The sequence below is a fragment of the Streptococcus catagoni genome, assembly GCF_011421425.1.
Taxonomy (GTDB): Bacteria; Bacillota; Bacilli; order Lactobacillales; family Streptococcaceae; genus Streptococcus; species Streptococcus catagoni.
Genome location: NZ_WPCW01000006.1, coordinates 1 through 23,268, shown reverse-complemented (window position 1 = coordinate 23,268; position 23,268 = coordinate 1). Strand labels below are relative to the sequence as shown.

Annotated in this window: 20 protein-coding genes and 2 pseudogenes; 18 read left to right on the top strand and 4 right to left on the bottom strand. The window is 37.5% G+C overall.

What is annotated here, in order from left to right:
- Positions 1 to 3 precede the first annotated feature (3 nt).
- A complete protein-coding gene (locus tag HBN42_RS09315; RefSeq protein WP_165994753.1) occupies positions 4 to 1,191 on the bottom strand; it encodes an acetyl-CoA C-acetyltransferase in 1,188 nt (395 codons plus the stop codon).
- Between the two features lie 205 nt (positions 1,192 to 1,396).
- On the opposite strand from HBN42_RS09315, the pseudogene HBN42_RS09310 reads away from it, so the two are divergent.
- The 15 genes and pseudogenes from HBN42_RS09310 to HBN42_RS09240 form a co-directional block, all read left to right on the top strand.
- Positions 1,397 to 2,291: pseudogene (locus tag HBN42_RS09310) on the top strand (LysR family transcriptional regulator).
- A 133-nt stretch (positions 2,292 to 2,424) separates the two neighbouring features.
- On the top strand, positions 2,425 to 4,032 hold the full coding sequence (locus HBN42_RS09305; RefSeq protein WP_165994752.1) for a ribonuclease Y: 1,608 nt from the start codon (positions 2,425 to 2,427) through the stop codon (positions 4,030 to 4,032).
- A 112-nt stretch (positions 4,033 to 4,144) separates the two neighbouring features.
- Entirely contained in the window at positions 4,145 to 4,771 is a 627-nt protein-coding gene (gmk, locus tag HBN42_RS09300; RefSeq protein WP_165994751.1) for a guanylate kinase, read from the top strand.
- Positions 4,772 to 4,793: 22 nt separating this feature from the next.
- Positions 4,794 to 5,111 carry a DNA-directed RNA polymerase subunit omega gene (gene rpoZ, locus HBN42_RS09295; protein ID WP_165994750.1) on the top strand — a complete coding sequence of 106 codons (318 nt, stop codon included), beginning with the start codon at positions 4,794 to 4,796 and terminating at the stop codon, positions 5,109 to 5,111.
- A gap of 51 nt (positions 5,112 to 5,162) precedes the next feature.
- Positions 5,163 to 7,553 (top strand): primosomal protein N', encoded by a 2,391-nt coding sequence (locus HBN42_RS09290; RefSeq protein WP_165994749.1) that lies wholly within the window; start codon positions 5,163 to 5,165, stop codon positions 7,551 to 7,553.
- A gap of 67 nt (positions 7,554 to 7,620) precedes the next feature.
- Positions 7,621 to 8,556 carry a methionyl-tRNA formyltransferase gene (gene fmt, locus HBN42_RS09285; RefSeq protein WP_165994748.1) on the top strand — a complete coding sequence of 312 codons (936 nt, stop codon included), beginning with the start codon at positions 7,621 to 7,623 and terminating at the stop codon, positions 8,554 to 8,556.
- Positions 8,546 to 9,868, top strand: a complete 1,323-nt coding sequence (gene rsmB / locus HBN42_RS09280; protein ID WP_165994747.1) for a 16S rRNA (cytosine(967)-C(5))-methyltransferase RsmB — start codon at positions 8,546 to 8,548, stop codon at positions 9,866 to 9,868. The genes fmt and rsmB overlap by 11 nt, the downstream gene beginning before the upstream one ends.
- Positions 9,869 to 9,904: 36 nt before the next feature.
- A complete protein-coding gene (locus HBN42_RS09275; RefSeq protein ID WP_165994746.1) occupies positions 9,905 to 10,645 on the top strand; it encodes a Stp1/IreP family PP2C-type Ser/Thr phosphatase in 741 nt (246 codons plus the stop codon).
- Entirely contained in the window at positions 10,642 to 12,528 is a 1,887-nt protein-coding gene (gene pknB / locus HBN42_RS09270) for a Stk1 family PASTA domain-containing Ser/Thr kinase (protein WP_165994745.1), read from the top strand. The genes HBN42_RS09275 and pknB overlap by 4 nt, the downstream gene beginning before the upstream one ends.
- A gap of 93 nt (positions 12,529 to 12,621) precedes the next feature.
- Positions 12,622 to 13,317: a cell wall-active antibiotics response protein LiaF gene (liaF, locus tag HBN42_RS09265; protein ID WP_165994744.1), complete on the top strand. Its 696-nt coding sequence runs from the start codon at positions 12,622 to 12,624 to the stop codon at positions 13,315 to 13,317.
- The gene (locus HBN42_RS09260; RefSeq protein ID WP_165994743.1) at positions 13,314 to 14,318 is read left to right on the top strand and encodes an envelope stress sensor histidine kinase LiaS; all 1,005 of its coding nucleotides are present in this window, start codon (positions 13,314 to 13,316) and stop codon (positions 14,316 to 14,318) included. Before liaF ends, HBN42_RS09260 begins: the two co-directional genes overlap by 4 nt.
- Positions 14,311 to 14,952 carry a response regulator transcription factor gene (locus HBN42_RS09255; protein ID WP_165994742.1) on the top strand — a complete coding sequence of 214 codons (642 nt, stop codon included), beginning with the start codon at positions 14,311 to 14,313 and terminating at the stop codon, positions 14,950 to 14,952. The genes HBN42_RS09260 and HBN42_RS09255 overlap by 8 nt, the downstream gene beginning before the upstream one ends.
- 32 nt (positions 14,953 to 14,984) lie before the next feature.
- On the top strand, positions 14,985 to 16,385 hold the full coding sequence (locus HBN42_RS09250; RefSeq protein WP_165994741.1) for a bifunctional Cof-type HAD-IIB family hydrolase/peptidylprolyl isomerase: 1,401 nt from the start codon (positions 14,985 to 14,987) through the stop codon (positions 16,383 to 16,385).
- Complete coding sequence (locus HBN42_RS09245) at positions 16,385 to 16,738, top strand: S1 RNA-binding domain-containing protein (protein WP_165994740.1); 354 nt, start codon at positions 16,385 to 16,387, stop codon at positions 16,736 to 16,738. Before HBN42_RS09250 ends, HBN42_RS09245 begins: the two co-directional genes overlap by 1 nt.
- Positions 16,739 to 17,124: 386 nt before the next feature.
- Positions 17,125 to 17,361 (top strand): annotated as a pseudogene (locus tag HBN42_RS09240) (IS3 family transposase); the annotation flags it as partial.
- A 106-nt stretch (positions 17,362 to 17,467) separates the two neighbouring features.
- On the opposite strand, the gene HBN42_RS09235 reads toward HBN42_RS09240, so the two are convergent.
- The 3 genes from HBN42_RS09235 to HBN42_RS09225 form a co-directional block, all read right to left on the bottom strand.
- Positions 17,468 to 18,139 carry a helix-turn-helix transcriptional regulator gene (locus HBN42_RS09235; RefSeq protein WP_165994739.1) on the bottom strand — a complete coding sequence of 224 codons (672 nt, stop codon included), beginning with the start codon at positions 18,137 to 18,139 and terminating at the stop codon, positions 17,468 to 17,470.
- A 482-nt stretch (positions 18,140 to 18,621) separates the two neighbouring features.
- On the bottom strand, positions 18,622 to 19,545 hold the full coding sequence (gene cysK / locus HBN42_RS09230; protein ID WP_165994738.1) for a cysteine synthase A: 924 nt from the start codon (positions 19,543 to 19,545) through the stop codon (positions 18,622 to 18,624).
- A 125-nt stretch (positions 19,546 to 19,670) separates the two neighbouring features.
- Complete coding sequence (locus tag HBN42_RS09225) at positions 19,671 to 20,303, bottom strand: YigZ family protein (protein WP_165994737.1); 633 nt, start codon at positions 20,301 to 20,303, stop codon at positions 19,671 to 19,673.
- 55 nt (positions 20,304 to 20,358) lie between these two features.
- Here HBN42_RS09225 and HBN42_RS09220 point away from each other — a divergent pair, with 55 nt between their 5' ends.
- The 3 genes from HBN42_RS09220 (at position 20,359) to hpf (ending at position 22,944) form a co-directional block, all read left to right on the top strand.
- The gene (locus HBN42_RS09220; RefSeq protein WP_165994736.1) at positions 20,359 to 21,675 is read left to right on the top strand and encodes an ATP-dependent helicase ComFA; all 1,317 of its coding nucleotides are present in this window, start codon (positions 20,359 to 20,361) and stop codon (positions 21,673 to 21,675) included.
- Positions 21,656 to 22,321: a ComF family protein gene (locus HBN42_RS09215; RefSeq protein ID WP_165994735.1), complete on the top strand. Its 666-nt coding sequence runs from the start codon at positions 21,656 to 21,658 to the stop codon at positions 22,319 to 22,321. Before HBN42_RS09220 ends, HBN42_RS09215 begins: the two co-directional genes overlap by 20 nt.
- Before the next feature lie 74 nt (positions 22,322 to 22,395).
- Entirely contained in the window at positions 22,396 to 22,944 is a 549-nt protein-coding gene (hpf, locus tag HBN42_RS09210) for a ribosome hibernation-promoting factor, HPF/YfiA family (protein ID WP_165994734.1), read from the top strand.
- Positions 22,945 to 23,268: the final 324 nt, after the last annotated feature.

Below are 23,268 nucleotides of genomic sequence, written 5' to 3'. Positions count from 1 at the left end.
AGGCTAGGCTTCATTTTTGACGATAAGGGCAGTACCTTGTCCGCCACCGATACACAAGGTTGCTAGACCATTATTGGCATTTCTTTTCTTCATTTCATGGATTAATGTAACTAAAATTCTAGCCCCGCTGGCTCCAATTGGGTGACCAAGAGCAATAGCTCCCCCGTTGACATTGACACGTTCTGGATCTAGTTTGAGTTCTTTCATTACAGCAAGAGATTGGGCTGCAAAGGCTTCATTTGATTCAACTAAATCCAAGTCAGCAACAGTCAAACCAGCTTTTTCCAAAGCTTTTTCTGAGGCAGGGATTGGTCCTGTTCCCATTAATTCTGGTTCAACACCGGCGCTGGCATAGGCAGCAAGAGAAACAAGGATTTTTAGGCCTAAGCTTTTTGCCTTTTCTTCACTCATTAACATGACCATGGCAGCTCCATCATTTATCCCTGAGGCATTACCAGCAGTAACGGTTCCAATATTTGGGAGGAATGCCGGGCGTAATTTTTTGAGACCTTCAAGATTAGCATTTGTTTTAGGATATTCATCCTGTGACATCATGATAGGATCTGCTTTTCTTTGCGGAATTGAAACAGGGACAATTTCCTCAGCAAATCGTTTTGTTTCTAAGGCGCGTGCCGCTTTTACTTGGCTTTCAAGGGCGAACTGGTCTTGTTCTTCACGGCTGATATCATACTTTTCGGCAACATTTTCAGCTGTAATCCCCATATGGTAATTATTGAAGGCATCCGTTAAACCGTCGTTGACAAGGGTATCTATTAATTGGCTATTTCCTAGACGGCTTCCAAAACGGTTTGTTTTGCTGACATAAGCGGCCTGTGACATGTTCTCAACACCACCAGCGATCACGATTTCAGAATCCCCTAGAAGAATGCTTTGTGCGGCCATTTGGATGGCTTTTAAGCCAGAACCACAGACCATATCTATTGTAAAAGCAGTCTTATTGCTAGGAATTCCAGAGTGTATAGCAACCTGTCTAGCTACGTTTTGTCCTAGGCCAGCATGGAGAACATTTCCAAGGATGACTTCATCGACCATATCAGCTGGAAGCTTGGTTTTTTCGAGTATCTTTTTAAGAACAGTTGTGCCTAATTCAATGGCAGAAATATCTTTAAAGGCACCGCCAAAGGAACCTATTGGTGTACGTAATGCTTCGACTATGACAACTTTTTTCATATTTGTAATTTCCTTTTTTTATTTTAGAAAGCGTTTTTCTTATCACTACGATAACAAGATTTTTGGAAGAAAGAAAATATGGAAATTTGATATTCCTATAAAAATTTTTGAGACCTTGCGGCTAGTTTTTAGAAAAATCTTGTGTCATAATAATAAGAAAAGGTTATAGAAAGCTGATAAAAATATTATCATAAAAAGGGGCAAAATGGATATAAAACAGATAAGATATTTTTTAGCAATCGTTGAAAGTCATTTTTATCTGAGTCAGGCTGCCGAGTTACTTTATGTCTCCCGGTCAACTTTGAGTATGATGATTAATGAATTTGAAAAGAGAGAGAATGTAAAACTTTTTAAACGGACCAAAGGTCGTTTGCGGGGCTTACCTATCTAGGAGAAAGTTACTGCCGTGATGCTCAAAAGGTTTTAGAGCAGTACGATCAAATGTTTATGAATTTACATAATCCTACAAAACATTGACCGGCAGCATCAACATTGGCATTCCTCCCCTTATTTTATCAGTTGTTTTCTCAGAAGTAATGCCTAAAATGATTTTTGCCAATCCAGGAATACAATTTAACGTTAAAGAAATCAGAGCCTTTAACTTAAAAAATGAATTATTACTAGGTAATGTTGACATAGCAGTTTTATTATCCTCAACTGGAATTGCCGATAACCTGATTGAAACTTATGAGATCCAAAGATCAGAATTATTTGTTTGTCTTTCTCTTAGTCATCGCCTTGCCAAGAAAAAGGTCATTACCTGGGAAGATTTAAATGGTGAAAATATTGCCCTCTTTGATTCCTCCTTTATGGTGCATTATTTAGTCTTAGAAACCTGCGAACGCAACCAAGTCAGACCAAACATTGTACTTACATCAGCATCTTGGGATTTTATGATTAATTCAACCATGATCAATCATGCCATTCTAACCATTTGCCCTAAACCTATCACCGATCTTTATCCTTTGAAAAATATTGTCTGTATCCTTATGGAACATCCTATATCTTGGAGGGTTGTTTTGACCCGTTTGAGAAAGAAAAATTATTCTGATTTAGAATCTTATATCATGGATTCCTTGGTTCAATCCTTTTTAAAATAGGGGTTTGAGGCAGTTCGCTCTCTATGAAAAAGTAACCAATCTTTTAAGTAGAGTAATTGTCTTAAAGCTTAATTTATGATAAACTAATTGTAGCTTTCTATTAACGGAAACTAATAAAAATTGAGGTAAAGACATGGGTAATATTATTTTATTAATTGTTTGTACCCTCATTGGTTTGATACTAGGTTACGTACTCATTTCGCTCAAACTTAAAGCAGCGAAAGAGAGTGCGGACTTGACTCTTTTAAATGCCGAACAAGATGCTGTAAATATTCGTGGAAAAGCCGAAGAAGAAGCTAATCATATCCGAAAATCAGCAGAACGTGAAAGCAAAGCTAATCGTAAAGAATTGCTTTTGGAAGCAAAAGAAGAGGCAAGAAAATATCGTGAAGAAATTGAACAAGAATTTAAATCTGAAAGACAAGAGCTTAAACAATTAGAAACGCGTTTAACAGAACGTGCCTTTTCTCTTGACCGAAAAGATGAGAATCTGTCAAGTAAAGAAAAAGTTCTTGATAGTAAAGAACAAAGTCTAACCGATAAATCTAAACATATTGATGAGCGTCAAACGGAAGTCGAGAAACTTGAAGAGGAAAAAAGAGCAGAGCTTGAACGTGTAGGAGCAATGACCATTGCTGAAGCACGAGAAGTTATCTTGATGGAAACCGAGAACAAGTTATCGCATGAAATTGCTAGCCGCATTCGTGATGCAGAACGTGACATCAAAGATCGCACTGACAAGACAGCTAAAGATTTATTGGCCCAAGCCATGCAAAGAATGGCTGGTGAATATGTCACAGAACAAACCATAACAACTGTTCCCTTACCAGATGACAATATGAAAGGTCGGATTATCGGTCGTGAAGGTCGTAATATTCGTACCCTTGAGAGTCTTACAGGTATTGATGTGATCATTGATGATACCCCAGAAGTCGTTGTCTTATCTGGTTTTGATCCAATTCGTCGCGAAATTGCTAGAATGACCCTAGAATCACTGATTGCAGATGGTCGTATTCATCCAGCCAGAATAGAGGAGCTAGTTGAGAAAAACCGTCTGGAAATGGATAATCGCATCCGAGAATATGGTGAAGCAGCAGCCTATGAAATTGGGGCTCCAAACTTACACCCGGATCTTATTAAAATCATGGGACGTTTACAATTTAGAACCTCCTTTGGACAAAATGTTTTACGCCATTCCGTTGAGGTTGGTAAACTTGCTGGGATCTTAGCAGGTGAACTTGGCGAAAATGTCTCCCTAGCAAAAAGAGCAGGATTCCTACATGATATGGGTAAAGCCATTGACCGAGAAGTTGAAGGTAGTCATGTCGAAATCGGAATGGAATTTGCTCGTAAATATAAAGAACATCCTGTAGTCGTTAATACCATTGCTAGTCACCACGGTGATGTTGAACCTAACTCTGTAATTGCTGTTTTAGTAGCTGCCGCAGATGCCTTGAGTTCAGCTCGTCCAGGAGCTAGAAATGAATCAATGGAAAACTATATCAAACGTCTTCGCGATTTAGAAGATATCGCAACAAGCTTTGATGGAGTGCAAAATAGCTTCGCCCTCCAAGCAGGTCGTGAGATTAGGATCATGGTTCAGCCAGACAAAATGTCAGACGATGATGTTGTTATTTTGTCCCACAAGGTTCGTGAAAAAATTGAGAACAATTTAGACTATCCAGGTAATATCAAAGTAACAGTCATTCGTGAAATGCGAGCAGTTGACTATGCTAAGTAAAAAGAGGATTTATCCTCTTTTTTTACGTTCAATTCAGATAAGCTAACAATAACCTTGAAAAAAGAATCTGATTTTGATAAACTATTAGAAAGCAATTATTAAGGAGAACAGAATGTCTGAACGTGGTTTGTTAATCGTCTTTTCAGGACCGTCTGGTGTAGGTAAAGGTACGGTTAGACAAGAGATTTTCTCAACACCCGATCATAAGTTTGAATATTCAGTTTCTATGACAACACGTGCCCAGAGACCAGGAGAAGTTGACGGCGTTGACTATTTCTTTAGAACACGTGAAGAATTTGAGGAACTTATTAGAACTGGTCAAATGCTTGAGTATGCTGAGTACGTAGGCAATTACTATGGCACACCACTCTCATATGTCAATGAAACTTTGGATAAAGGCATCGACGTTTTTCTTGAGATAGAAGTACAAGGTGCTCTACAAGTTAAAACGAAAGTACCAGATGGTGTTTTTATTTTCCTGACACCGCCTGATTTAGAAGAATTAGAAGATCGTCTAGTTGGTCGTGGAACAGATAGCCAAGAAGTTATCGTTCAACGGATTGAGCGTGCAAGAGAAGAGATCGCTCTCATGCGTGAATATGACTATGCAGTGGTTAACGATCATGTCCCACTTGCCGCAGAACGCGTCAAACGAATCATAGAAACAGAGCATTTTCGTGTAGAACGCGTGATTGGCCGCTATGATAAAATGATAAAAAACACAAAACCTATTCGCTGAAAATAGAAAAGAGTATAAAACCATGATGTTAAAACCTTCGATTGACACTTTATTGGATAAGGTGCCTTCAAAATATTCACTAGTTATTCTACAAGCTAAACGTGCACATGAATTAGAATCTGGTGCTAAGGCAACTCAAAGTTTCAAATCAGTAAAATCAACCTTACAAGCCTTAGAAGAGATTGAGTCTGGTAATGTTGTTATTCATCCAGATCCTGTAGCTAAAAGAGCGGCTGTCAGAGCAAAAATCGAAGCTGAACGCCTAGCCAAAGAAGAAGAAGAACGTAAGATCAAAGAACAAATTGCCAAAGAAAAAGAAGAAGAAGGAGAAAAAATCTAAGGTTGAGATAATCTTAGGTTTTTTTCATATTGTTACTAGAAAGGATAGATAATGGAAGCCATAGCAAAAGTTATTGTTGACATCCCCTTGATGCAAACAGATAAACCTTATTCTTACAAGATCCCAGAAGATTTACAAGAAGTGTTATCAGTTGGCTCTAGGGTTCATGTTCCTTTCGGAAATGGTGATAGGCTACTTCAAGGTTTTGTAGTCGCTATCGAAAAAGCAGAAAAAAATCCCCGTTTAAAATCCATTTATTCTCTTTTAGATGTTGAACCTGTCTTAAATCAGGAACAGCTTCAACTGGCAAGTGCTCTCAGAAAAACCGTTTTTTCTTATAAGATCACCCTTTTAAAAGCCATGATTCCAAATCTCTTAAATTCAAATTATGATAAGGAACTTAAAATGGCTGATCACTTGTCTAGCTCTGATAAAGAGTTTATCTTTGGTGATGGCAACCAGGTCTTAGTCTCTCAACTGACTAAGGAACAAGAAGTCAGAGCTATGACCCTGCTAAAATCTAAAAAAATTCAAGTAGAATACATAGCCAAAGATAGAAAAAATATCAAAACAAAGACCTATTATCAGGTTAAAGAAAAAAACTTGGAAAATCATCTGATTTCACCTCGTGCCAAGAAAAAACAGGCTCTGAAAGACTTTCTCTTGCAAAATCCAACTGGCAGAGCGGCCCTTTCTGAACTCCAAAAAGAATTTTCAAGAGAGATTATCTCTTACTTTAGTGAACATCAGCTAATAGAGACCTATCAGGTACAGATCAACCGCAGTGATTCCTATTTTGAAAAAGTCAAAAGCACTTCCTTTTTAAAACTCAATGCAGAACAAAGCAGGGCTGTTGAAGCTATTTGTTCTAGTGTTGGACAGGAGTCAAAACCCTTTCTCATTGAAGGTATCACAGGGTCTGGAAAAACGGAAGTTTACTTACAGGTCATTGATCATGTTTTAAAAAAAGGAAAGACAGCCATTGTACTCGTTCCTGAAATATCATTGACTCCACAGATGACCAACCGTTTTATTTCTCGTTTTGGGAAATTAGTTGCCATTATGCACTCAGGACTTTCTGATGGTGAAAAATTTGACGAGTGGCAGAAGATAAAAAATGGTCAGGCCAAAGTAGTTGTCGGTGCCCGCTCAGCTATTTTCTCCCCCTTAGAAAATATTGGCGCTATTATTATTGACGAAGAACATGAGTCAACCTATAAACAAGAGTCCAATCCAAGATATCATGCTCGTGATGTGGCACTCTTACGAGCCAAGTATCATAAGGCAGCCCTGGTCTTAGGTTCAGCAACTCCAAGTATTGAAAGCCGTGCTAGAGCTAGTAAGAAGGTCTATCATTTCTTGCAACTGACTGAAAGAGCCAACCCCTTGGCTCAAATCCCTAAGGTTGAAATCGTAGATTTTCGAGATTATATTGGGCAGCAAGAAGTTAGCAATTACACTCCCTACCTCATTGACAAAATTAAAGAACGCCTAGAGAAAAAAGAACAGGTCGTCTTAATGTTAAACCGAAGAGGCTATTCAAGCTTTGTCATGTGTCGAGATTGTGGTTATGTGGATCAATGCCCTAATTGTGATATCTCCTTGACCTTGCACATGGATAGTAAGAGCATGAATTGTCACTACTGTGGTTTTCAAAAGGCCATTCCAAGAACCTGTCCTAATTGTCAGAGTAGAAGTATTCGTTATTATGGAACAGGCACGCAAAAAGCCTATGATGAATTAAAAGAAGTCCTTCCTGAGGCGAGAATACTAAGGATGGATGTCGATACCACACGTCAAAAGGGCAGTCATGAAAAATTGCTAGATCAGTTTGGAAATTATCAAGCCGACATTTTACTGGGAACCCAGATGATTGCCAAAGGCTTAGACTTTCCTAATGTGACCCTAGTAGGAGTCTTAAATGCTGATACGTCCTTGAATTTGCCAGATTTTCGATCATCAGAAAAAACTTTCCAACTGCTAACACAGGTGGCCGGACGAGCTGGTCGGGCAGAAAAAGCTGGTGAAGTTCTCATTCAAACTTATAATCCCGATCATTATGCTATACAATTAGCAAAAGATCAAAATTATGAGGCCTTTTATGAGTATGAGATGAAGATCAGACAGAAAATGGCCTATCCTCCCTATTATTTTACAGTAGGGTTGACCCTATCGCACCAAAAAGAGGAAGAAGTGGCCAAAAAGTCTTATCAGGTTTTGTCCCTGTTAAAGGAAAATCTATCACCAAATAGTCGTCTTCTGGGACCAACTCCAAAACCCATAGCACGTACTCATAATCTTTACCACTACCAAATTATCATCAAGTATCGTTTTGAGGATAAGCTAGAGGATACTTTGAATAAGATTTTGGATTGGAGCCAAGAAAATGAGAATCGACAGTTGAAAATAACGATCGACCAAGAGCCTCAGAACTTTATGTAAGGATCTTTGCCTTCCTTTTGAGCCATGGTATTATGATATAATGTAAAAAAGTAATGAAGAGGGAAAAATGACAAAATTAGTATTTATGGGGACTCCCCAATTTTCAGCCACTGTTTTAAAAGGTTTATTAGAAGATTCAAACTATGAAATTTTAGCCGTTCTGACCCAACCAGACCGAGCTGTAGGGAGAAAAAAAGAAATCAAGATGACTCCTGTAAAAGAAGTCGCTCTAGAAAACAAGCTTAGCATCTACCAACCTGAAAAATTATCAGGCTCCAAAGAATTAGAAGAAATTATGGCTTTAGGAGCAGATGGCATTGTAACAGCAGCCTATGGACAATTCCTACCAAGCAAACTTCTTAATTCCGTGAATTTTGCAGTCAATGTCCATGCCTCACTGCTACCTAAGTATCGAGGTGGAGCACCTATTCACTACGCCATTATCAATGGTGAAAGAGAAGCAGGTGTGACCATTATGGAAATGGTCAAAGAAATGGATGCTGGTGATATGGTTTCTAAGGCTAGTATTCCCATACTGGATACTGATAATGTGGGCACCATGTTTGAAAAACTAGCCGTTCTTGGCCGTGATTTATTGCTTGAAAGCCTTCCAGCGTATCTGTCTGGCCAATTGAAGCCCCAAAAACAGGATCACAGTAAGGCCAGCTTTGCTCCTAATATTAGCTCTGAGCAAGAAAATTTAGATTGGACTAAAAGCAATCGCCAAATCTTTAACCAGGTGCGTGGAATGAACCCTTGGCCAGTAGCCCATACCTTCTTAGCTGGCCAACGCTTTAAGATCTATGAAGTTGATATGGTTGATGGCCAAGGACAGGCTGGACAGATTATTGAAAAAAATAAAGATAAGCTAGTAGTAGCAAGCTCTGAAGGGGCAATCTCCTTAAAAGTTGTTCAACCTGCTGGCAAGCCTAAGATGCAGATCAAAGATTTTTTAAATGGACTAGGAAGAGAACTAAAAGTGGGTGACTATTTTGGCAAATAATTGGAAACAATTAGCTCGCGGCAAGGCCTTACTAGTTATTGAAGATATTTTTGATCGCTCTGCTTATTCAAATATTGCTCTCAACAATCAGCTCAATAACAAGTTGGTTACAGAAAAAGATAAGGGACTGATCACAGAAATTGTTTATGGAACCGTTTCTCACAAGATCAGACTAGAATGGTACCTATCCCAGTTCATTGCAGACCGTGATAAACTCGATAAGTGGGTCTATTACTTATTGATGATTAGCCTCTACCAGCTATTATATCTGGATAAAGTACCTCATCATGCCATTGTTAATGATGCTGTTAATATTGCTAAAAATCGTGGCAATAAAAGAGGGGCAGAAAAGTTTGTCAATGCCCTTTTGCGGCAGCTTTCAAGTGGGGACTTACCAGATATTGCGAGCATTAAAAGAAAAAATAAAAGACTATCGGTGACCTACTCTCTTCCAACCTGGTTGGTGAAAAAACTTATGGATCAGTTCGGAGAAGAACGTGCCATTAAGATTATGGAAAGTTTAGAGACTTCCAGTAAATCAAGCATTCGAGTCAATGATCCAGACAAGTTTGAAGAAATCAAGTTAGCTTTGGATGCTCAAGAGTCCGCCCTTTCTCCTCTTGGATTGACAAAACCGAGGGGCCATCTTGCTTCAAATGAATGGTTTAAAATGGGTGAGATTACTATTCAAGATGAGACCAGTCAACTGGTTGCTCCAACTCTAGATATTAAGGGTGATGAGCACATCCTAGATGCTTGCAGTGCTCCAGGTGGAAAGACTGTCCATATGGCCTCTTATTTAAAGACTGGCAAGGTGACAGCCCTAGATATCTATCAACATAAATTAGACTTGGTCAAAGAAAATGCGCAGAGAATGGGACTTGCTGATAAGATAGAAACAAGGGTCTTAGATGCAAGATTAGTTCATCAAAACTTTCCTGCTGACAGCTTTGATAAGATATTGGTGGACGCTCCTTGTTCTGGAATTGGCTTAATCAGACGAAAACCAGATATCAAGTACAATAAAGAGATTCAAGACTTAGAGCAGTTACAAATTATTCAACTAGAGATATTAGCTAGTGTTTGTCAAACAGTACGAAAAGGTGGTATAATAACCTATAGCACTTGCACTATTTTTGATGAAGAGAATTTTCAAGTTATAGAAAAATTTTTGGAAAGTCATTCTAATTTTGAACAAGTAAAACTTAATCATACACAAGCAGATATTGTTAAAGACGGCTGTTTACTCATAACACCAGAACAGTATCAGACAGATGGCTTTTTTATCGGTCAAATCAAACGAGTCTTGTAGTATTTAGGAGGAGACTGACGTAGTCAGAAAGAACATATGAAAATTTCATTAATTACGGATATTGGGCAAAAACGTTCAAATAATCAAGATTTTATCAATAAATTTGATAATAAAAAAGGGATTACACTCATAGTCCTAGCAGATGGAATGGGAGGTCACAGAGCTGGCAATATTGCTAGTGAAATGACAGTAACAGACCTTGGAAAAGAGTGGATCCAAACAGAATTGACTGAATTGAGCCAAATCAGAGATTGGTTGTTAGAGACAATTGAAGTTGAAAACAAACGTGTTTATGACATGGGGCAAAGTGAAGATTATAAAGGCATGGGAACCACTGTTGAAGCGGTTGTATTAGTTGATAATAGCGCCATCTACGCCCATGTTGGAGATTCACGAATTGGCTTGGTCCAAAATGGTCAATATCAATTATTAACCAGTGACCACTCTCTTGTTAATGAATTAGTAAAAGCAGGTCAAATTACTGAGGAAGAAGCAAGTGGTCATCCTCAAAAAAATATCATCACTCAATCTATCGGCCAGTCAGCACCCTTGGAGACAGATTTGGGTATAAAAGTTCTTGAAAAAGATGATTACTTGATTATCAATTCTGATGGATTGACAAACATGGTATCCAATGCTGAGATTGCAGAAATTCTATCTAGGGAATTGACTCTTGACGAGAAAAACCAAGAATTAGTTAATCTTGCAAACCTCAGAGGTGGTTTAGATAATATCACAATCGCTTTGGTACATTACGAAAGTGAGGATGTGGAATGATACAGATTGGCAAATTATTTGCTGGTCGTTATCGCATCTTAAAATCTATTGGCCGCGGAGGAATGGCGGATGTCTATTTAGCAAATGATCTGATATTAGACAATGAAGATGTCGCAATCAAAGTATTGCGGACCAACTATCAGACGGATCAAGTGGCAGTTGCGCGTTTCCAAAGAGAAGCGCGAGCCATGGCTGAATTGAACCACCCCAACATCGTTGCTATAAGAGATATAGGTGAAGAAGACGGACAGCAATTCTTAGTAATGGAATATGTGAATGGGTCGGACTTAAAAAAATACATTCAAGACAATGCTCCACTATCTAACAATCAAGTTGTTAGAATAATGGAAGAAGTCCTGTCTGCAATGACTCTTGCCCATCAAAAAGGGATTGTCCATAGGGACTTGAAGCCCCAGAACATCCTATTGACTAAAACAGGAGTTGTCAAAGTCACAGACTTCGGTATAGCAGTGGCCTTTGCCGAAACCAGTTTAACACAGACCAATTCCATGTTGGGTAGTGTTCATTATTTATCACCAGAGCAGGCTCGGGGATCAAAAGCAACCATCCAAAGTGATATCTACGCTATGGGAATCATGCTTTTTGAAATGTTAACTGGCCACATTCCTTATGATGGGGATAGTGCGGTGACCATTGCCCTGCAACATTTCCAAAAACCCCTACCTTCAATTATTGATGAAAATCCCCAAGTTCCTCAGGCTCTTGAAAATGTTGTTATTAGAGCGACTGCCAAGAAACTTGGAGACCGTTACCCATCAACCTTTGAAATGAGTAGAGATTTAATGACAGCTCTCAGCTACAATCGTAGCCGAGAAAAAAAGCTTGTCTTTGATGATGTTGAGAGCACAAAGCCCTTACCTAAGGTAACGCCAACACCAGTTCCCAATCCAAAGACCACCGTTCCCCCCGTTTCAGCTGTACCCATTAAAGAAGATAATTATCAGGGTGAACCATTAGCTAAACCTCAAAAAGAGAAAAAAAGAAGTCGCCTTTTAGGGACACTCTTTAAGATACTCTTTGCTATTTTTGTAGTAGGGGTCGCCTTCTTTGCCTTTCTTATTCTAACAAAGCCTTCAAATATAAAAGTACCAAATGTCAATGGATCTAGCCTTAAGGTTGCAAAAACAGAGCTAAAGGCATTGGGCTTTGAAGTAGGTGATATCAAAGAAATTGAAAGTTCCAAAGTTGCGGAGGGTAATGTTGTTAAGACAGATCCACCAGCAGGAACAGCAAAAAGAGAAGGTGCAACAATTGATATCTACCTCTCAATTGGTAAAAAAGGCTTTACCATGGAAGACTATAAGGGACAACATGTTCAAGATGTTATAAATGATCTTAAAAATACTTACGATGTTCCAGCTTCCAAGATAAAAATTGAAAGAATTATAACCAATGAATACGAGGCAGATACCGTAATCAGCCAATCACCATCTCAGGGTGAGAAATTTAATCCGAAAGGAAAATCAAAGATTACCTTGAGTGTTGCCTCTAGCGGTACCGTTCAAATGCCTGATCTAACAGGTTATACCTATCAGACAGCTCTAAATGAGCTGACATCCCTAGGTATTGCTGTTTCAAGGATTAAAACCTATAACCCTAGTGGAGCTTCAGGAGATAAGAAGTCATTAATTGTTAAAGAGCAAACACCTTATGCTTACTCTAACATTTCCCTGTCAGAAACTAGTGATATCAGCCTATATTTGTATCCACCAGAAAATACTAATCTAAGCACTGGCACAAGTTCAACATCCAGCTCATCAAGTTCAAGCTCTAAATCAGAAGAAAGTTCAACATCCAGCTCATCAAGTTCAAGTTCATCAAGTGATGGAGCTTCAGATGTTTCATCTGTTACGGCACCCTAATTCTAAAATACCATTGACTAGAGAAGCTCTTTCTTTAGGAATGGTATTTTTTTGTTATTTTTGATAAAATGACAGGGTGATGGAAGGAGTCTGATGAAAAAATTTCAATTCTTTTTACTAGTTGAATGTATCTTACTGGCAATGGGAATCATGACCATTCTAGCCAATAATGTAACTAGTTTTGTCTTTATACTTGTGATTATACTCTTAGCTTTACGCTTTTATAACCAAGATAGCCGTAATAATTTTTTGTTAACCATAAGTTTGTTACTCTTGTTTTTGATATTTATGTTAAATCCCTACATTATCATGGCAATCTTATTTGGTATTATTTATATTGTTATCAACCATTTTTCACAAGTTAAAAAGAAAAATCGTTATGCTTTGATTCGCTTTAAAGATGAGGACCTGAGCGTTAAGCAGACCAAGCACCAGTGGGTTGGATCAGCAACTTATGACAGTGACTATTACTCTTTTGAAGATGTTAATATTATCAGAGTTAGTGGCAATGATACGATTGACCTGTCAAATGTTATCGTGACCGGAAAAGACAATGCCATTATCATAAGAAAGATCTACGGTCATACAAAGGTTTTGGTTCCTATTGACGTAGCTGTAAACCTTGATGTCAGTTCCGTATATGGAAGTATTCGTTTCTTTAATTGTCAGGAATATGATCTTCGAAACGAGTCCATAAAACTGAGCTGTCCCCATCATGCAGAGAGTCTGAAAAAGGTCAAAATAATCATTAGTACGATCGCCGGAAATGTTGAGGTGGCACGTCGATGAAGAAAAATTATTATCTCTTAGTTTGGCTATATTCGACAGTCACCGTTTTAGCCATCGTATTTGTTGTGATAGATAATCTCGGTCTGAATCTTGATTATCTGACCATTAATGTTTGGCGTGCTGAGAAGTTATTATTTTCCATTTTATTATTGATTGTATCTGTGACCCTGCTTTTACTCCTTTTATGGATAGTCATTGATGACAATAGCAAACGGTCAGTTAACCAAAATTTAAGGCGGATATTGAATAATCAAAAAGTGAAGTTGGATGAAACTTCCGAAACAAATATTAACCTCAATAGGCTTTCTAAAAAGATGTCACATATGACTAGCAGTTTACAGAAAAAAGAAAGTGCCTATATTCTTGATAGTCAAAATATTGTCCATCGTGAACGTAAACGTATTGCCAGAGACTTGCATGATACAGTCAGTCAAGAGCTCTTTGCCTCTTCCATGATTCTGTCAGGTGTATCCATGAATTTGGATGCTATGGATAAGGAGCAACTGAAAACACAGATTGAGACTGTAGAGTCAACCCTACAAAACGCCCAAAAAGATTTAAGGGTTCTCCTTCTCCATTTGAGACCGACAGAGCTAGCTAATAGAACGCTAACAGAAGGTTTCAATATGATTTTACGAGAACTAACTGATAAGAGTGACATTGAAATTATTTATAAAGAAAATATTAAAAAACTCCCTAAGACTATGGAAGATAATCTCTTTAGAATAGCCCAAGAATTTATCAGTAACACCTTAAAACACGCCAAAGCCAGTCGCCTAGAAGTCTATCTGAACCAAGGTAAAAATGAAGTACAGCTTAAGATGATTGATAATGGGCTGGGCTTTGATATGGATGAAGTCAGAGATCTCAGTTATGGACTCAAAAATATTGATGACCGTGTTGATGATTTAGCCGGAACCATTAATCTGATTAGTGAAAAAGGAAAAGGTGTCTCTATGGATATCCGCTTGCCGTTAGTGATGGAGGAAAAAAATGAATGATATAAAGCTCATATTAGTAGATGATCATGAAATGGTTCGTTTAGGTTTAAAAAGTTTTCTAAATATGCAGTCGGGAGTAGAGGTTATAGCAGAAGCTTCCAATGGCAGAGAAGGGATTGATTTAGCCCTAAAATTGAAACCAGATGTTGTTGTCATGGACCTGGTCATGCCCGAACTAGATGGTGTAGAAGCTACATTGGAAATTTTGAAACAATGGAAAGAAGCTAAAATTTTAGTGTTAACATCCTATTTGGATAATGAAAAGATCTATCCAGTTATTGATGCTGGTGCCAAGGGCTACATGCTAAAGACCTCCAGTGCAGCAGAAATTTTAAATGCCATCAAAAAGGTTGCCAGAGGACAGTTGGCCATCGAAACTGAGGTCGATAAGAAAATCAAGGCTCATGATAAAAGTCCTAATTTGCATGAAGAATTAACGGCGCGTGAGTATGATATCCTCTTTCTATTGGCCAAAGGCTATGATAATCAAACAATTGCTGATGAATTATTCATTTCCCTTAAAACTGTCAAAACCCATGTGTCAAACATTTTATCAAAACTTGAAGTAGACGACCGTACCCAGGCCGTTGTATATGCCTTCCAACACCACTTAGTGCCACAAGATGAGAATTAATGGTATAATAAGTGTACTTATTGGAGGATGAAATGGAAGCAAAACTGAAATATAAAGCAAAAAAAATAAAGATGGTCTTCTTTGATATCGATGACACATTGCGTGTCAAAGATACAGGTTTTATGCCAGACTCTATCCCAAAAGTTTTTAAGAAACTGAAAGAAAAAGGGATCTTAGTAGGGATTGCATCTGGACGAGCTCGCTATGGAGTACCAAAAGAAATACAAGACCTACATGCTGATTACTGTGTCAAATTGAACGGTGCCTATGCCAAAGATGATGATAAGAACATTATTTTCCAGGCTCCAATTCCTGCTGACATTGTTGTCAGATATAAGGAGTGGGCAGACTCCGTTGGTATTCATTATGGTATGGCTGGTCGTCATGAAGCAGTTTTATCTGAGCGAAATGACATGATTAGTAAGGCCATTGATAACGTTTATGCTGATTTGGAAGTTTGCCCAGATTACAATGAAAAACATGATGTCTATCAAATGTGGACATTTGAAGATAAGGGTGACGACTTACAATTGCCAGAAGACTTGGCTAAGCATCTAAGATTAGTCAGATGGCATGATAATTCTTCTGATGTTGTTTTAAAGGATACTTCAAAGGCACTTGGCGTTTCAAAAATCGCAGAGCATTTAGGGCTTAAGGCAGAAAATATACTTGTTTTTGGTGATGAGTTAAATGACATTGAACTCTTTGACTATGCTGGTATTAGTGTTGCCATGGGTGTTTCACATCCAAAAACACAAGAAAAGGCTGATTTTATCACCAAGAAAATTGAAGAAGATGGCATCCAGTATGCCTTGGAGGAACTAGGATTGATCGAAAAAGACTTGCACTTTCCGCAATTAACATTAACTGAAGTAGAAGGGCCAAAAGTCCTGATAAAAACAAATCGTGGAAATATGTCTGTCCAACTATTTCCAGAGCAGGCCCCTAAAACAGTAGCTAACTTAGTGGGACTAGCTAAAGAAGGCTACTACGATGGGATTATTTTCCACCGTATTATCCCAGAATTTATGATTCAAGGTGGGGATCCAACAGGCACTGGAATGGGGGGCCAATCAATCTATGGCGACAGTTTTGAAGATGAGTTTTCTGAAGAACTCTATAACTTACGTGGGGCTCTTTCAATGGCCAATGCTGGTCCCAATACAAATGGAAGCCAATTCTTTATTGTTCAAAATTCCAAGATTCCCTATTCACAAAAAGAATTAGAACGTGGAGGCTGGCCAGCAGAAATCGCAGCTTCTTATGCTAAGAACGGGGGCACACCGCACCTTGATAGACGTCATACAGTATTTGGTCAACTCATCGATGAAGATTCTTACAAGGTTTTAGATAAGATTGCTGCTGTGGAAACAGGAGCCCAAGATAAGCCAAAAGAAGATGTGATCATCGAGACTATAGAGGTAATGGATTAATGAAAATCGGCGACAAACTGCGTGGGACCATTACGGGAATTAAACCATATGGTGCCTTTGTAGCTCTTGAAAATGGAACAGCAGGATTGATCCATATTTCAGAGATTAAGACTGGCTTTATTGATAATATTAGTAAGGATCTAAAGGTCGGTCAAGAAGTTATCGTGCAGGTTGTTGATCTTGACGAGTTCAATCAAAAGGCAAGTCTTTCCTTAAGAACTTTAGAGGAAGAAAAACATCTCAGTTCCCATAGTCATCGTTTCTCAAACAGTCGTCTCAAGATTGGATTTAAGCCCTTAAAAGAAAAATTGCCAACTTGGATAGAAGAAGGCATCGCCCATTTCAGTAAATAATCTTGTAGAATATTTAAAAAATCAATCCCTGGTTCTTGAACTGCACCTCAAAAGTTAGACAAATGATATGTACCCCTTTCACTGGATTATCCAGTGAAAGGGGTTTTTGTATGAAATTAAGCTATGAAAATAAACTAGAAATTTATCGTTAAAAAAATCAGGTGTTTCTTGGTCTCAACTATCAAATTGGATAGCACAATATAAGAAAAAACGGTTATACTATTGTTGAAAAAACAAGAGATACCATCATAAATGGGACCTAAACCAAAGAAAACTTGGGAAGAGATGACTGAATTAGAAGAACTTCGAGAAGAAAATGAATAGCTTAGAACTGAGCTTGCTTACTTAAAAAAGTCGAGGGAACTCCCTTTGAAGGAAGAAGCTCTAAAGGTATTCGTCCATCTATGTCACGAAAAGGAAACAGCCCAGACAATGGGATGATGGAATCTTTCTTTGGCCTATTAAAGTCAGAAATGTTCTATGGCTATGAGAGTGACTATAAATCACTAGATGATTTAGAACAAGCGATTACAAATTACATTGATTATTACAACAATAAACGTATCAAAGTAAAACTAAAAGGACTTAGCCCTGTACAAGACAGGATTAAATCCTTTACTTAAAATATAGTGTCTAACTTTTGGGGTGCAGTTCAGTCTAAGGAGTTGACTTTTTAATATGATTGATCTATATCAATAAGTGTAGTAAGAAAAGTGTTTGATATCTATTTTAGTCGATCTTTTTTAAATAACGATAGACACTTGGTTCAGAAATATTCAGTATTTCCGCAACCTTTGAAACAGCTCCCTTTAGTTGGAAAACTCCTTTTTCATGAAGCTTTGAGACAATCTCAATCTTAACTTCCTGACTCAGTTGGATATTTTGATTGAGAAGGGAAGGATCAATGATTTCACTAATAATATCCTGAATGTTTGAGGTTAGCACCTCAACAGCTTCTTCTTGATTTTGACTATTAGGAGCCATATTGAAGATTTCAGAACTGAGTTGCTCAAGTCCCAGATTACCTAACTTTAAAACATCCGTTGCCAATTTTTGGTAAGCAGAAATATCCATATTGATACAAAGCATACCTTCTAATTCGCCATCTTGATCTTTAATAAAAAAAGTAGAGCCTCGAACCTCTTTATGTTGGGAATTGACGATTGCCTTGTAATTGGTAACATAGTCTTTAACTCGGTAAACTTTTTTATTAATCAAATCTAAGGCAAAGGCAGTAAGTGGAGAATTCTCAGTTCGACCACTAATATGACTGTTAACAATTTCGCCGATATAGATGTCGTCTTTACTGATAACATGTAAAACAATTTCGTACTGATCTCCCAGTACACTTTTCAAAAAAGCAATGACAGTCTTCCAGTACTCTAACCTGGCTTTTTTCATATATTCATTCCATTTCTGTCTGTATTATTTATCTATATGATAATATATTTCAAAATAAAAAACAATAAATCTTTATTTTTATGATAAAAATATTCTTAGCTAATAAAAAAGTATAATGATAAAAAAAGTTTATCAAATAATAATACTGGATTTTAGAATATGACCTAACAAGTGACTATAAATGCTAGACAAAAAAATATAACCCTAAAATTGGGTTATATGGGAATGTAGACAAACCCTATTTACCTAGACCGATAGGCTAAGAAGCTCTGCAGACTATCAATAAATTCGAGCTTATTAAGGCTACCTCCGCTGTGCTAAAAGTGTCTAAAATATCTTTAATATTAACATTTTAGACAATCGGAACTTTCGAGACCTTAGGCTCGAAAGTTAGGGATGGAGTTCTTTGATTTTCTTAAACAGTCACTCCCCTGACTGTTTAACCTGTCCGACAGCACTTAAGGAAGGTAGCAAAAATTGCCTTATTTTTGATATAAATCGGTGGACAAATAACGTTCTCCATTGTCTGGTATGATTGCTAAAACCTTCTTACCTTTTCCTAGTTTTTTGGCAATTCCCATGGCCGCGTAGATAGCAGCTCCAGCTGAAATACCAACAAGGAAACCTTCTTTTTTACCGATGGAGCGACCAGTAGCTAAGGCAGCCTCTGAGCTGACACGTATGATCTGATCGTAAGACTTAGTGTCTAAAATTTCAGGAATAAAACCAGCAGAGATACCTTGTATTTTGTGAGGGCCAGGTTGATCACCTGATAAAACTGCTGATTCATCAGCTTCAACGGCGTAGACTTTAAGATCAGGCCATTTAGTCTTTAGACTATGAGAAACTCCTGTTATTGTTCCTCCAGTACCAACCCCTGAAACAAAGGCATCTAAGCCAATAGATTCAAAAGCATCTGCAATTTCTTTTCCTGTGGTCTTTTCATGGATTTGAGGATTAGCAAGGTTACTGAATTGCATTGGCATCCAACCATTTCCTTTAGCAACTAGTTCTTCTGCCTTAGCAATAGCACCTTTCATTCCTTGATCTCCAGGTGTTAAAACAAGCTTTGCCCCGTAGGCTTGGATGATTTGTCGGCGTTCCAGGCTCATTGTTTCAGGCATCACTATGATGACAGGGTAACCTTTGGCAGCACCAACCCAAGCAAGACCAATACCCGTATTACCACTGGTTGGTTCAATGATAGTGTCACCAGCTTTTAGGCTTCCTTCTTTTTCTGCTGCTTCAATCATTGCTAAGGCAATACGATCTTTAACAGAGGAACCAGGATTAAAAGATTCCAATTTTACATAAATATCTGCAGCATCCTCTTGGTTTATGCGATTTAATTTAATAATAGGTGTATGGCCTACTAATTCAGTAATGTTCTCATAGATTTTTGTCATGATCTGCCTCTCTCCTTTCAAAAACCCTATCTGACACTAGTATAATGAGAAAATCTGAAAATGTAAAATAGTTCTTTTCTATCACACTGATATCAAAGAACTATTACGTTTATATTAAGTAGAAATTATTTGAGAGGCACTTCGATGACCTTGGGATCAAGTTTTGTAAAAGTGATTTTTCCCTTATAGAAATCAATTAGAGAATCCTCCACTTCCTTTTCCCTGTCAGGATCAAAATAGATGGAGCTTAGGATCTGCTCTGTGAACTCTCTTTCATTTTCCTCTAGTCCTTCTAATTCCAAGAACTGTGAAAACTGTTGGTATTGCGAGTAGCTCAAGCTAATGCGAAAGCCAGCTTGCTCTTTGACTTCAATCAGCTGTGCCGATTTTAAGGCTTCAGAAGTTGCAGAAGAATAAGCCCTTATCAGACCGCCCGTACCTAATTTTATCCCTCCGAAATAACGTGTCACAAGCACTAAGATATTTGTCAGCTCTAGCTTCTCTAAGACCGTCAAAATGGGCAGGCCAGCTGTTCCAGAAGGCTCCCCGTCATCGCTGGATCTTTTTAACTGACTCTTTTCTCCAAGGATCATAGCAAAGCAGGAATGATTAGCTTTAAAATGTTCTTTTTTTATTTCTGCAATAATAGTCTTAGCCTCATCCTCACTTTTTATCCTATAAATAGAAGTAATAAAACGTGATTTTTTAATGGTTAATTCAAACTGACTATGTTCTTGAATAGTTTTATAAGTTTCCATACCAAAATTTTACAGTAAATTTATTTTTTTAGCAAAAACTTTCGAATAATTAAGTATGGACCCACTCGATAATTATTATGGAAGACTTTTAACAAGTAAGCAAGTTCCCGACCACTTAAAGGGGTCGGCAAAAACTTTTAAAGCACTGATTAAAACTGGAACTATACTGAAGTGTTTTAGATGTCAAAGTCAGATTAGACAGGAAAACCAGCTAGCTACAGGTGAATATTATTGTAGAAAATGCCTAGTTTTTGGGCGTCTTACTAGTAATGATTATCTCTTTCACTTTGAAAGCAAAGTATTTCCTAAGCTCAATAGCCTTCTTTGGCAGGGACAATTAACCTCCTTCCAGGAAAAAATTTCAGAAAAGCTTATTGAGAATTATAAGAAAAAGAAAACAACCCTGGTACATGCTGTTACAGGTGCTGGTAAGACAGAAATGATCTATCAGCTAGTTGCCACAGTACTTGATCAGGGGGGATGGGTCTGTATTGCAAGCCCGAGGATAGATGTCTGTGTTGAACTGGAAAAACGGATGGCTAAGGATTTTTCTTGCCCTATCCAACTCATGTATGGTCAGGCAGAAGCTTATCAGAGGAGGCCATTGATTATTGCCACGATCCACCAATTAATGAAGTTCTATCAGGCCTTTGATCTCCTGGTAGTTGATGAGGTGGACTCATTTCCCTATGTTGATAATGCATTCTTAAATCAAGCTAGAAAAAATGCGCTCAAAAAAGATGGCAGATTAGTTTTGCTAACGGCTACTTCCACTGAAAAACTCGAAAAGAAGGTAACAGAAGGCAGCATTGAAAAAATAAGCTTAGCACGCAGATTTCATAATCAGCCTCTGGTTGTTCCTGACTTTAAATTAATCTTGTCACTATCTGAACAAATTAATCAGGGCCGCCTGCCCAAGACCCTCTACCACTTAATCAGCAAGCAAAGGCAGAGCTCCTATCCCTTACTTATCTTTTTTCCTACTATTGAACAGGGCAAACAATTCTATGAGCTAATCATAAAAAATTTTCCAAAAGAATCAGTAGCTTTTGTGTCTAGCCAAGCAATTAAGCGAAATGAAAGCATTGAACAGTTTAGAAATAAAGAAAAAACTATCCTCATTACAACAACTATACTAGAAAGAGGCGTGACTTTTCCTTGTATTGATGTCTTTGTTATCTTGTCAAACCATCGTTTGTATAATAGCAGTAGCTTGGTACAAATATCTGGTCGGGTAGGAAGGTCAAGTGACAGACCAAGTGGTCAGCTATTATTCATTCATGATGGCATAAGTAGAGCAATGATTAAAGCAAGAAAAGAAATTCAAGAAATGAATAAGGAGGCTTACCACTGTGAACTGTCTAATCTGTGATACTATTTTTCAAGTTAAGCAGAGCTTATTAGACTTGATATTATTAGTAAAAGCAAAGGATATTATCTGTCATAATTGTCAACTAGCCTTTGAAAGAATCAAACAACCAAACTGTTCTAGATGCCATAAAGCTCATACTGAAGGGATTTGTTTGGATTGTCAAAATTGGGAGAAAAAAGATCATTTTGTGTCACATCGGGCACTCTATTCCTATAATGAAAAGATGAGAGATTATTTTTCTTCCTATAAGTTTCAGGGTGATTATGTCCTCAGACAAGTCTTTGCAGAAGAAATCAATAAGCTAATAAAAAAAGATTATAAAGATTATACAGTGATTCCTGTGCCCTTAAGTGATCAACGAGAAGAAGAGAGAGGATTTAATCAAGTCACCGCAGTCTTAGACTGTCAATCTATCCCCTATCAAGATATAATAGTCAAGAAAGAATCACAAAGACAATCACATAAGGGAAAAAAAGAGAGAGAAAGAAGTCAGAATCCTTTTTGCCTAAAAAAAGATTGTCAGATCCCTCAAAAGATTCTTATTATTGATGATATTTATACCACTGGAACTACTTTGTGGCATATTGTTAAGCTCTTTAAAGAAACAAAATGTGAAGAAATCAAAACATTTTCCATTGCGCGCTAACACTTGCAAATTTTCATGAAAACGGTATAATATAAATAAAGAAAGCGCTTAGAGCGCAAGGAAAGAGGTATCTTATGATTAAATTCAGTATTCGTGGAGAAAATATTGAAGTAACAGAAGCTATTCGTGATTATGTAGAAGCAAAACTCGCTAAGATTGAAAAGTATTTTGCTGAAGAAAATGAAATAGATACTCGAGTGAACTTGAAAGTATATCGTGAAAAAACTGCTAAAGTTGAAGTAACTATATTACTAGAATCAGTGACGCTTAGAGCAGAAGATGTCTCACAAGATATGTATGGTTCAATAGATCTAGTTGTAGATAAAATTGAACGTCAAATTCGGAAAAACAAGACTAAAATAGCAAAAAAACACCGTGAAAAAATTCCAACTGGACAAATGTTTACCAGTGAGTTTGAAGCTGAAGAAGTCGAAGAAATTCCAGAAGTGAAAGTAGTACGTACAAAAAATGTCACCTTAAAACCAATGGATGTAGAAGAAGCACGTCTACAAATGGAATTATTAGGACATGATTTCTTTATCTACACAGATGCAGAAGACGGAGCTACAAATATTCTCTATCGTCGTGAAGATGGTGACCTAGGTTTAATTGAAGCAAAATAAGATAAAACATAGTAAAATGCGTCTTAAGAGCAGAGGCTAAACAGCTTCTGCTCTTGATTTTTATAACAGTTGGAACTATTTAAGTTAAAAGTATTGACAATCTATAAAGTAATAGGATATACTATTCAAGTTGTCAAAAGAAAGCTTTTCTGAAAATAAAAAAATAATTTCAAAAAGTTGTTGACAGTGATTATCCTACCTGATAGAATAAAATAGTTGTCTCGTAAGAGAAACAAGACCTTTGAGAACTGAATAAGACGAACCAAACGTGTAGGGTGATATGATTATGCATATTACCTGTCAATAAAAAAACGAAAAAAATCT